The following is an 11,575-nucleotide window of genomic DNA, read 5'->3' as shown; positions in this document are numbered from 1 at the left end:
GCGGCATTTCTATAACAATGAGCGACCGCATTCAGCTCTTGGCAATCGCCCCCCGGCCTCAGTTGGTCGGCAGCGGCGCCAAATGCTGGCGACTTCGTCGAAGCCTAACCATGCTGGTGGCAACAAATTTACCGATCAGGTCAGGACTAATTATCTTCGCTTTTAAAGCCAAACAGTCTATCTCAACCCTCAAACTGTCTGGTCGATGATTACCTGGAAACTTGCGCAGACACAGTCTAACAGTTCCCTCATCTTCCCAAGCGCTGGTGTCCGCTGACCAATTTTCGTCTCTAAATGAAAATATGCAGTGGTCACGCTTGACGTCCCATATCGATGGGCTATACACCCATAGTGAGTTCCGAGCTTCCCACACTTCTGTCCCCACCTCAAAATTCTTTTCGGGTGACACCGCCATAATTTCCATAGTAATTCCGTTAATGAGCAACGCGGAAAGGCGACCGGCAGCTTGTAGCCGAGAGGCGAACTATTCGTAGATCTCGGACCAATCCAGTCGTTCATCCAGCCATTCATCTAGCTCGGATTCATCCAAGCAGGAAAGCATGGCACCAAGCTTCAGTTCGCCTTTTGCCAGTGCGAGCGCACTGAGAATGGCACGAGTAGTGGCGCTGTCAGTTTTTGACGCAATGTCCACCAAAGCCAAAACGGAAACTTGCGCCCACGCGCTGTCGTAATCGGTTTTCAGCCAACCTGGTACGGCGGGATTACCTTTGCGATGGCGCGCAACCTCAATAGTCGCCAACAATCCATAAAAATTCCAATCGCGTCCTGCTCCAGTCCTTGCGATACGCACCAGCTGAGGGACCGCCGCGTAAGAAGCGATATCGACATCACCTTGATGGTGAAGTTCATCCCATAGCTCATCCCATACATTAATCCCGTCCTGCATAGACCGTAAGGCTACCGACACATCATATGGAACTCTGTAACCCCCATGGAGTTCTTGCCACCTTTTATCTTCAAGACTCAGCATGTATAAATCGTCTTCGTTTTCGAACTGCGGCTAATGGCCGTTAGCGTTACTTCCACATGTAGGAAGCACCACGCACCAAATTATTAATTGCTACTTCACTCAGCCAAGAATACCTTGTCTTCAATGCAGCGCGTGCCACCCCTACTCCTGTCTCAAAGCTCGGCTGAATCCAATGAGTGGAAGAGTTGGCCTCTTGCCAAACTTCTTCAACAAGAGCTGTATTTTGTACCGTAAGCCCTTTTGCAGCTAACGTTTCACGAACGTATGCCCACGGCATAGCCCATTCAGAGAACTGTTCAAGCGCTTCACTGACTTGCTGATTGCTGTTCATATTTTCTCTTAACCATATCGCCTCCGTCGGCTTCTGCCGGATCCATACTCTCTGCCAAGTGGAGTTCTAGTAGCAGATTTCTTCCAACGTGACAGAAAAATAGCCGGTCCGCAATTTTTGAGTGAATAAAAATACCGCGTAAGGCTTGGCCCACTTCCCCGCCACAGGAAGGCGATGCTGTAGTGAATAGACACCCTGCCCAATTTCCGTGAGTGTCGGAGAAGCCGACTGGGTGATTCCTATGCAGGTAGAAAGCCCTTGTGCTCCTGTAGCAGCACGAATGGAGCTTGCCAGCTTCTGCCGATTCCATTGTTTTCCTCTAGCATCGAGCCCGCCAAGCGCTGCGCCATAGTCATTTTTTGCCAATGATTCGAAAAAATCTCTGGCAAATTCGACAAATGTCTTCGATGGACTATAAGAAGTACCTGAAATCATAAATGAAAATAATTCTGTACTGAAACAAGTACTATTGGTCGATTACGGTAAAACCATAAGACGTTAAGGCATTTAGTTTGGCCTCAATTTTCGAGACAACCATCCCCAAGTCCTATGGTACCAACGCGGCCATACGACTCGTATATCCGAAACCTCCGTCACTGGAGCTACCGTTACCCAACCATCAGCCGCCGTTTCCCCATCTATCTTCTGAAATGTTCGGTGAACTCGGCGATGGTTGGCAAGAGCACTCCTAATTTAATTCAATGTCGGTAGTGGCTGACGCGGCCAAAGATAGTCAGGATAGCATCACTGCTTAGTTCACGGTTCTTTACTGCGAGGCAGAAGTCGCACCCGTTGCAGTCATTCCGGCGCAAGCCGGAATCCATAGGTCAGAAGTGTGCCGCCGAAGTATGGATTCCCGCCTTCGCGGGAATGACGGGTTCTGGCCAGTTTCCGCGATCAACGCTAAAAGCGCCAGGACTGGAATTGTCGCGTCTGGCGCGGCGATCGTACCTTAGGCCGTCTCCGCGTGCTCCACCAGCAATTGCACTTTGGTGACGCCGTTGTATTCGTTGGCGTCGAGACGGAAGGCGACGCGGGCGCGGTCGCCCAGCGCGTCGATGTGACCGAACCAGATGGCGTCGTAGCGGGCGCCGTTTTTTTCCAGCAGCAGCTTGAGGTGGCGCTCTTTTAATATGCGCTGGCTCACCACGCGGAATTCGTCGCAGAACACCGGCGGCGCGAAGCCTTGGCCCCATACCTGGCCGTCCATCAGTTCGATGAAGGAGGTGGTGTAGTAGGCGTCCTCCAGCGGGCCGTCGGTTTCGATCACGCGTTCCAGCTGCTGCTTGCTCAGCCACGAACGGCCGACCTCTTCGAACGCCTCGGCAAAGGCGTCGAAGGCTTCGGCGCGCAGCGTCAGGCCGGCCGCCATGGCGTGGCCGCCGAATTTGTCGATCAGCGATGGCGCTTTTTTGTAGACCAGGTCCAGCGCGTCGCGCAGGTGGAAGCCGGGGATGGAGCGCCCCGAGCCCTTGATCCAGCCATCCGTGCCCGGCGCGAAGGTGATGGTTGGGCGATAGAACTTTTCCTTCAGCCGCGAGGCGACGATGCCGATCACGCCCTGGTGCCAGGAGTCGTCGAACACGCAGATGGTGCTGCGTTCGGCCGGCTCAAAGGCGTCGAGGTGCAGCATGGCCGTGTCCTGCATGTCGGCCTCGATCTCGCGGCGTTTCAGGTTGATGTCGTTGAGCTGCTGCGCGAGTTGCCATGCGCGGCCTTCGTCGTCGGTGATCAGGCATTCGATCCCCAGCGACATGTCCTCCAGCCGGCCGGCCGCGTTCAGGCGCGGGCCGAGCGCGAAGCCCAAGTCGAAGGGATTGGCGTTGCGCGGCTCGCGCCCGGCCACGCGGAACAGCGCCGCCACGCCGGCGTGCATGCGGCCGGCGCGCATGCGCTTCAGGCCCTGCGCCACCAGGATGCGGTTGTTGGCGTCCAGCTTGACCACGTCTGCCACCGTGCCCAGCGCCACCAGGTCCAGCAGGTTGTCCAGCTTGGGCTGGGTCTGGGCGTCGAACACGCCGCGCTTGCGCAGCTCGGCGCGCAGGGCCAGCAGCACGTAGAACATCACGCCGACGCCGGCGATGTGCTTGCTCGGGAAGCCGCACTCCGGCTGGTTCGGGTTAACGATTACGCGCGCGGCCGGCAGGGTGTCGGACGGCAGGTGGTGGTCGGTTACCACGACCTCGATGCCGCGGCGGTTGGCCTCGGCCACGCCGTCGATGCTGGCGATGCCGTTGTCGACGGTGATGATGATGTCGGGCTGCTTCTCGCGCGCGGTCAGCGCGACGATTTCCGGCGTCAGGCCGTAGCCGTACTCGAAGCGGTTCGGCACGATGAAGTCGATATCCGCGCCCATGGCGCGCAGGCCGCGCAGGGCCACGGCGCAGGCGGTGGCGCCGTCGCAGTCGTAGTCGGCCACGATCACCATGCGCTTGTGGGCGGCGATGGAGTCGGCCAGGAACACGGCGGCGGCGTCGATGTGCAGCAGGCCCGATGGCGGGATCATGGCCGCCAGTTCGCTCGACAGCTCTTTGGGATCGGTCAGCCCGCGCGCGGCGTACAGGCGCGCGAGCACGGGGTGGACCCCGTTCTGGCGCAGCATTTCGGATTCGCGGAACGGGCAGGGACGGGTGGCGATGCGGGTCATGATTGCTTCAACAGGGGATTCAGGGTCGGCTTGCGCCAGAATTTGCGTTGCGACATGGCGGTGCCGCTGACCGAGGCCCAGCCGTTGCGATGGCTGAGCACCAGGTTCAGGCGCGCCACGCGGCCGGCTTTGAGGCCTGCCAGCAGGGGCGTCAGCCATTCCTGGTCGATGCGCTGCATGCGCGCCAGCCAGTCGGCCCAGTCGCCCACCTGCGCCGGCGCGATTAGCTCGCCGAGCAGGGCGGCGCCTGGTTGGGCGAGCAGGGACGCCACGTCGGGGGCGGCGGCGGACAACGCGTCCAGCCATGGCGCGCCGCCGCCCTCGATCGCCACGCGGCCAGTGGCGGCGGACGGGCCGGCGCCACCCCATAGCCAGCAGGAATTGATCGGTTGCAGGCCGCGGGCCTGGCGCGCCTCATTAATTGGATGCTCATGCCACAGCATCTGGATTTCGTTCTGCAGCTTGCGGAAATCGCGCGCGTGCGGGCCTTCCGGCAGCCAGTCGCTCATGCTCTGGGTGCTGGTGGCGTCCGGCGAGGCGGTGCTCAGGCCGGCCCAGTCGTCGGCGCGCAGGAACCACAGGCCAGGTGCGCCGTGCAGCAGCGGCTTGCCGATTTCCTCGCACAAGGGGCGCGCCACCTGGTACAGGCCGCGCGAATCGGCCTCGTTCAGTTGCAATCCTCGCAAGTCCGACAGCAGCATATGTGTCCGCGAGATCTGCACATGCGCCGGTTGCAGCATGAACCAGTGGCCTTCTGCTGCTTCGGCCTGCAGACCGCAGCCGCGCATCACGGCGGTGGCCAGCGGCGCGCCGGTGTCGGGCTGTTCGGGGGCGCTTGCCAGGCCGAGCGCGTGCGCCAGCCATGCCTCATGCGGCAAAACGCGGCTGTCATTGTCGAACACCTGGTATTGCAGCTGGCTGTGGCGCGCCAGCAGGGCGGCCAGGATGGGCGTTTTTAAAGCACGGATCAGGTCTTGGCCCAGCTCTGGTGGTGGCAGGGCAAACGGGATTGCGAGGGTGATTTCAGTCATGCCCAGATTGTAAAACATCACGTCGTTCGGTGAGAAAATTCTTTATTGCAATTAAAATTACCTAAAAACCACATTAGTGAAAAATTTTCTAATTAATTTCTGTAAATCTTCGCTATAATACCGACAACTAAAATGTTCCAAGTGCATCACTCAGTCCCGTGATGCTTCGTTGTACCTGCCGCTGCTTACCTAACCCCGTAGCAGCCGTGCCGGCCCGATTTAAAACTCCACAAAACGACTTTTGAAGGCCTCCATGAGCGCTATTAACATCGCTACCAGTATTCACATTTGCGAAGACACTTACGGTACTTTTGACATCCGCGACATCCTCACCGCAGCAGGTCACAACGCCAGCACCACCACCCTCAAGATCAGCGCCATGTCGATCGTGCAGCCGAACGGCGTGATCGCAACCAAGGACACCCCGCTGTTCGGCAAAGTCGACGCCGACACCATTTACGTCAATCCAGGGGCCTGGGCACAGCATTACAACGGCCAGTTCGCCACCTTTGAGTTCGTGCTGGAATCGGGCGGCGGCAGTTCCAACACCATCTCGCTGAGCCTGCAAGTGGTGGTGGACCCGATCAACGACGCCCCGACCGGCGCCAACAAGAGCTTCGACCTGAGCAGCGGTGCCCCGGTGGTGCTGGCCCAGAACGACTTCGGTTTTGTGGACGCGGTGGAGCACGATGCCTTCCAGTCGGTCATCATCACCTCGCTGCCGACCGCCGGCAAGCTGACGCTGAACGGTGCGGCGGTTGCCGTGGGCGCGGAAATCTCGGCGGCTGACATCGCCGCCGGCAAGCTGGCCTTCGAGCCGAGCCAGAGCACCTCGGGCACCTTCGACATCGGCTTCAAGGTGCGCGATGCGGGCGGCCTGGTCGGCTGCAACGCCGCCGACACCAGCGCCACTCCGAATTACCTGACCTTCAAGGTGCCGGGCGCGCACCTGGGCGACCTGGTCTGGGAAGACGCCAACGGCAATGGCGTGCAGGACGGCGGCGAAGCTGGCCTGGCCGGCGTGACCGTGGAGCTGAAGGACGCCGACGGCCATGTGGTCGCCACCACCACCAGCGACGCCAACGGCGCCTACCACTTTGACGTCAACGCCGGTTCGTACACCGTGCACGTGCAGGCGCCGGCCGGCTACACCGCCGCGCCGCAGGGCCAGGGCGGCAACAGCGCCGCCGACAGCGATATCGACGCCAACGGCAACACCGGCGCCATCGCGTTGACCCCGGGCGAAACCAATAACACCGTGGACGCAGGCCTGTACCGTCCAGTCTCGCTGGGCGACACCGTCTGGTACGACACCAACCGCAACGGCGTGCAGGATGGCGGCGAAGCCGGCGTGGCTGGCGTCAAGGTCACGCTGCTGGACGCCAACGGCAACGCCGTGGCCGGCGTCACCGCCACCACCGACGCCAACGGCCATTATCAGTTCAGCAATCTGAAACCGGGCAGCTACAGCGTGCAGTTCGACAAGACCACGCTGCCGGCCAACTTCTACTTCACCAACGCCGCGCAGGGTGGTGACGCCGCCAAAGACTCGGATGCCGACGTCAACACCGGCAAGACGGGCCAGGTCACGCTGGCCTCGGGCGACAGCAACCAGACGCTGGACGCCGGCATCGTCGTCAAGCAAGCCACCGTGGGCGACCGCGTGTGGGAAGACAGCAATGGCAACGGCGTGCAGGACAACGGCGAGCAGGGCGTGGACGGCGCCACCGTGTCGCTCAAGGATGGCGACGGCAACGTGGTCGGCACCGTGGTTACCCACGACGGCGGCCAGTACAGCTTTACCGTCGATCCGGGCACTTACACCGTGTCGGTCGCACCGCCAGCCGGCTACAGCTTCACGGGCGCGGGCAAGGGTGGCAATGGCGCGCTCGACAGCGACGTCAACGCCGCCGGCGAAGCCACTGTCACGCTGGCCGCCGGCGACAACAACGTGGACATCGACGCCGGCGTGTACCGCCCGGCCTCGCTGAGCCAGGTCGTTTGGTTCGACGCCGACCGTGACGGCCGTCTGAACAACGGCGAAACCGGCGCCGCCGGCGTCAAGGTCATCCTGCTGGACGCCAGCGGCAATCCGGTCGATGGCGCGGTCGCCGTCACCGACGCCAACGGCCATTACCAGTTCACCAACCTGGCGCCGGGCAGCTACAGCGTGCAGTTCGACAAGAGCAGCCTGCCGGCCGGCTATGACTTCACCGCCGCCGCCCAAGGCGGCCCGGGTGGCGCAGGTTCGGATGCCGATACCGGCACCGGCAAGACCTCGCAAGTGACGCTGGCTTCCGGTCAGGACTTGACCTTGCGCGCCGGCTTGGTGATCCAGCAAGCCACCGTGGGCGACCGCGTGTGGGAAGACAGCAATGGTAATGGCGTGCAGGATGCGGGCGAAGCCGGCATCGTTGGCGTCAAGGTCGATCTGAAGGACGAGAACGGCAACATCGTCAAGACCACCACCACCGGCGCCGACGGCAAATACAGCTTCACCGTCGACCCAGGCAAGTATTCCATCTCTGTCACCGCGCCGGGCGGCATGAGCGCCACCACCCTGCACGGCGGCGCCGACGGCGTGGACAGCGATATCGACGCCAACGGCCAGAGCGACCTGATCACGCTGAGCGCGGGCCAGACCAATAACAACGTGGACGCCGGTTTCTACAAGGGCGCCACCCTGGGCGACCGCGTGTGGCTGGACGCCAACCGCAACGGTGTGCAGGACAGCGGCGAAACCGGCGTGGCCGGCGTCAAGGTCGTGCTGCTGGATGCCAACGGCAATGCCACCGGCGACAGCGCCACCACCGACGCCAACGGCAACTACAGCTTCACCAACCTGAAGCCGGGTACTTACAGCGTGCAGTTCGACAAGAGCTCGCTGCCGGCCAACTACGTGTTCACCAATGCCGACCAGGGCGGTACCGACGCCAAGGATTCGGACGCCGATGTCAACACCGGCAAGACCGCCAGCGTCACCCTGGCCTCGGGCGGCGTCAACAACGACCTCGACGCCGGCATTGTGGTGGTGCAGGCCAAGCTGGGCGACGCCGTGTGGGAAGACAAGAACGGCAACGGCGTGCAGGATGGCGGCGAAGCCGGCATCAGTGGCGTGACCGTGCAGCTGAAAAACGCAGCCGGCCAGGTGGTGCAGACCACTACCACGGCGGCGGATGGCAAGTACAGCTTCACCGCCGATCCGGGCAGCTACACGGTTTCGGTGACCGCGCCGTCCGGTTACAACTTCAGCGCCAAGGACGCCGGCGGCGATGATGCCAAGGACAGCGACTTCGGCGCCAACGGCCAGAGTGACACCGTGGTGCTGAACTCCGGTGATAACAACACCAGCATCGACGCCGGCCTGTACAAGTTCGCCTCGGTGGGCGACCGCGTGTGGGTGGACACCAACAAGAACGGCGTGCAGGACAGCGGCGAAGCCGGCCTGGCTGGCGTGAAAGTCATGCTGCTGGACGCCGACGGCAAGCAAGTCGGCGCCACCGCCACCACCGACGCCAACGGCAACTACAGTTTCAACAACCTGAAACCGGGCACTTACAGCGTCCAGTTCGACAAGGCATCGCTACCAGAAGGCATGGCCTTCACCAACGCCAACCAGGGCGGCAACGACGCCGTGGACTCGGACGTGAGCGCCGCCGGTCTGTCGCACACCTTCACCCTGGCGTCCGGCCAGGTCGACAAGAGCGTGGACGCCGGCGTCCTGGCCGCCGCCACCATTGGCGACCGCGTGTGGGTCGACAAGAACGGCAACGGCCTGCAGGACGCCGATGAGAGCGGCAAGTCCGGCGTTACCGTGGAACTGAAGGACAGCACTGGCAAAGTCGTCAAGACCACCACCACTGACGCCAACGGCAATTACAAGTTCTCGGTGGAGGCGGGCACCTACGCGGTCAACGTCAAGGCGCCAAGCGGCTGGTACACCACCGCCAAGGACGTGGGCAGCAATGACGCCGCCGACAGCGACGCCGACAGCGCCGGCAACCTCGGCCAGGTCACCGTGACCGCCGGCCAGAACGTCACCAATATGGACGCCGGCTTGTACCAGAAAGCCGCGATCGGCGACAAGGTCTGGTTCGACCTGAACGCGGACGGCATTCAGCAAAGCGGCGAAGCCGGCGCCTCCGGCGTCAAGGTCACGCTGCTGAACGAGAAGGGCGTGGCGATCGCCAGCGACGTGACCGATGCCTCCGGCCAGTACGCGTTTGAAAACCTGGCGCCGGGCAAATACTCGGTCAAGTTCACCGCGCTGGACGGCTACCAGTTCACCAAACAGGATGCCGGCGGCAGCGACAGCGCCGACTCGGACGCCGACGTCACTGGCCTGACCACGCAGTTCTCGGTCACCTCCGGCCAGGTCGACAAGACGCGCGACGCCGGCCTGGTCAAGACCGGCAGCATCGGCGACAAGGTTTGGGAAGACAGCAACTACAACGGCATTCAGGACAGCGGCGAGAAGGGCGTGGACGGCGTTACCGTCAAGCTGTACGACGCCGTCACCGGCGCGCTGAAAGGCACCACCGTCACCCACGACGGCGGCAAGTACCTGTTTGACGACCTGTTGGCCGGCAATTACAAGGTGGAAGTGCTCAACAACGCCGGCTGGTACTTCACCAAATCCGGCCAGGGCACGGACGCAACCGATTCCGACATCACCAGCATCTCGGGCAGCAGCGGCAAGACCGGCGCCATCGCGCTGGGCCTGGGCCAGAACATCACCACCGAGGACGCCGGCATCTACCGCAAGGCCAGCATCGGCGACAAGGTGTGGCGCGACGCTAACCACAATGGCGTGCAGGACACCGGCGAAGAGGGCATCGGCGGCATCAGCGTGGCGCTGTACGACTCGGTGACCGGCAAGCAGGTCGGCAGCACCATCAAGACCGACGCCAACGGCAACTACAAGTTCGTCGACCTGAACCCGGGCACCTACTACCTGCAGTTCGACAAGACCGACGTCAAGGTGTATTTCAGCTCGGACAAGGCCACCTACAACATGAGCAACTGGAAGTGGGGCGTCAAGAACACCGGCACCAACGATGCGACCGACTCCGACGTCAACGGCGACGCCAAGTCGCTGGTCAACATCACCAAGACCGACACCATCACGCTGACCTCGGGCAAGAACGACATGACGTGGGATGCCACCATCACGCCGATCGCGATCGACCTGAACGGCGACGGCATCCACACCATCGCCCGCGAGGACATGAGCGGCCGCTTCGACCTGTTGGGCACCGGCAAGGCGATCCAGACCGGCTGGCTGTCCAAGGGCGACGGTTTCCTGGCCATCGACAGCAACGGCAACGGCCAGATCGACGACATCAGCGAACTGTTTGGCGGCGTCAGCAAGGGCTCCGGCTTCGCCAAGTTGGCCAGCTACGACAGCAACGGCGACGGCGTGGTCAACGCCAACGACGCACAGTTCAGCCACCTGAGCATCTGGCAGGACGCCAACAGCAATGGCAAGACCGATGCCGGCGAACTGCTCAGCCTCGGCCAGGCTGGCGTGGTCAGCTTGAACGTGGCCTACACCGAACTGCCGTTCATCGATGAAAACAACAACCTGCACCTGGAACGCAGCAGCGTGACCCTGGCCAATGGCCAGGCGGCCAGCATGACCGACGTGTACTTCAACGTCGATGCCGCCGATGCCGCCGCGGCCGGCATCACCACGCCGACCCTGGCCGAGCTGGTGGGCCAGACGCCAGTCATCCTCTGATACAAACCCATTTTAAAGAAGAGAAAACACATCATGAAATTCAAAACCGCACTGAAAGCCGCCGCAGTTGCCGCCACCCTGATCTTCTCGACCGCCAGCCACGCGGAAATCACCTACAGCCCGACCGCGCTGGGCGTGGTATTTGACGGTGGCAGCATGCTGAACCCGGCCGGTCCGGGCCAGCAGGGCGTGGAAGTGTATGAACTGGCAGACACCTCGCTGGCCGACGCCATCCTGGCGTTCTGCGTCCAGCCGACGGTGGCGCAACTGGTCGGCACCAGCTACACCGCGCACGCCAATGCCAGCCTGTCCAGCCTGTTCGCTGACAACGGCTTGCAAAACCGCGCCGGCCGCATCCAGTCGCTGTTCGAGCAGCAGTACGCCGGCCTGACCACCGGCCATACCGAGACCGACACCCTGAACCGCCTGGCCTTCCAGCTGGCGCTGTGGGACCTGGTGGCCGACGACGGCAACCTGGGCACCGGCCTGCAAGCCTTCACCGGCGATGCCGCCGCCTTTGGCGTGGTGAACGGCGATTTCGTGCCGATGGATCTGAGCGTGGCGCAAAGCATGCTGACCCACGCCGACGGTACCGGCCTGAACAACAGCTACAAGTTCACCCTGTTCACCGGCCGCGCCGATGGCAGCGCCGTCGACAACTCGCAAGCGCTGCTGAGCGTATCGGCGGTGCCGGAGGCGGATGCCTGGGCCATGATGGCGGCCGGGCTGGCGCTGGTGGGCTTCATGGGCCGCCGCAAATCGCGTCAGGGCGAGAAATTCGCCGCTTAATCCGCTGTTAAACAGCGCACCGCGCCCGGCAGGCAAGCTGCCCGGC

General features: G+C 62.2%; 8 protein-coding genes. 3 read left to right on the top strand and 5 right to left on the bottom strand.

All coding sequences use genetic code 11. From position 1 onward, the window contains the following. Positions 1–209: hypothetical protein (locus tag FHW83_RS30540; RefSeq protein ID WP_218106474.1), on the top strand; the 209-nt coding region annotated here is incomplete at its 5' end. 275 nt (positions 210–484) lie between these two features. Here the strand turns inward: FHW83_RS30540 and FHW83_RS27975 are convergent. The 5 genes from FHW83_RS27975 to FHW83_RS27955 form a co-directional block, all read right to left on the bottom strand. Then, positions 485–991: a hypothetical protein gene (locus tag FHW83_RS27975; RefSeq protein WP_176649634.1), complete on the bottom strand. Its 507-nt coding sequence runs from the start codon at positions 989–991 to the stop codon at positions 485–487. A gap of 46 nt (positions 992–1,037) precedes the next feature. Continuing rightward, positions 1,038–1,322 (bottom strand): hypothetical protein, encoded by a 285-nt coding sequence (locus FHW83_RS27970; RefSeq protein ID WP_176649633.1) that lies wholly within the window; start codon positions 1,320–1,322, stop codon positions 1,038–1,040. Positions 1,323–1,388: 66 nt separating this feature from the next. Beyond that, positions 1,389–1,757: a hypothetical protein gene (locus FHW83_RS27965; RefSeq protein WP_176649632.1), complete on the bottom strand. Its 369-nt coding sequence runs from the start codon at positions 1,755–1,757 to the stop codon at positions 1,389–1,391. Positions 1,758–2,274: 517 nt separating this feature from the next. Then, positions 2,275–3,969, bottom strand: coding sequence for a single-stranded-DNA-specific exonuclease RecJ (gene recJ, locus FHW83_RS27960; protein WP_176649631.1), 1,695 nt, complete (start codon positions 3,967–3,969; stop codon positions 2,275–2,277). Next, on the bottom strand, positions 3,966–5,000 hold the full coding sequence (locus tag FHW83_RS27955; RefSeq protein ID WP_176649630.1) for a hypothetical protein: 1,035 nt from the start codon (positions 4,998–5,000) through the stop codon (positions 3,966–3,968). Before FHW83_RS27955 ends, recJ begins: the two co-directional genes overlap by 4 nt. 253 nt (positions 5,001–5,253) lie before the next feature. On the opposite strand from FHW83_RS27955, the gene FHW83_RS27950 reads away from it, so the two are divergent. After that, the gene (locus tag FHW83_RS27950; RefSeq protein WP_176649629.1) at positions 5,254–10,740 is read left to right on the top strand and encodes an SdrD B-like domain-containing protein; all 5,487 of its coding nucleotides are present in this window, start codon (positions 5,254–5,256) and stop codon (positions 10,738–10,740) included. 33 nt (positions 10,741–10,773) lie between these two features. Then, on the top strand, positions 10,774–11,529 hold the full coding sequence (locus FHW83_RS27945) for a PEP-CTERM sorting domain-containing protein (protein WP_176649628.1): 756 nt from the start codon (positions 10,774–10,776) through the stop codon (positions 11,527–11,529). Positions 11,530–11,575 lie beyond the last annotated feature (46 nt).

This window comes from Duganella sp. SG902 (genome assembly GCF_013376005.1).
In the GTDB taxonomy this organism is placed as follows: Bacteria; Pseudomonadota; Gammaproteobacteria; order Burkholderiales; family Burkholderiaceae_D; genus Rugamonas.
The sequence above is the reverse complement of the archived record's forward strand: the minus strand, read 5'-3'. Positions and strand labels throughout refer to the sequence as shown.

Coding starts and splice junctions, on each gene's coding strand:
- FHW83_RS27975 (WP_176649634.1), bottom strand. CDS start 991: ATGCTGAGTCTTGAAGATAAAAGGTGGCAAGAACTCCATGGGGGTTAC.
- FHW83_RS27970 (WP_176649633.1), bottom strand. CDS start 1,322: ATGAACAGCAATCAGCAAGTCAGTGAAGCGCTTGAACAGTTCTCTGAA.
- FHW83_RS27965 (WP_176649632.1), bottom strand. CDS start 1,757: ATGATTTCAGGTACTTCTTATAGTCCATCGAAGACATTTGTCGAATTT.
- recJ (WP_176649631.1), bottom strand. CDS start 3,969: ATGACCCGCATCGCCACCCGTCCCTGCCCGTTCCGCGAATCCGAAATG.
- FHW83_RS27955 (WP_176649630.1), bottom strand. CDS start 5,000: ATGACTGAAATCACCCTCGCAATCCCGTTTGCCCTGCCACCACCAGAG.
- FHW83_RS27950 (WP_176649629.1), top strand. CDS start 5,254: ATGAGCGCTATTAACATCGCTACCAGTATTCACATTTGCGAAGACACT.
- FHW83_RS27945 (WP_176649628.1), top strand. CDS start 10,774: ATGAAATTCAAAACCGCACTGAAAGCCGCCGCAGTTGCCGCCACCCTG.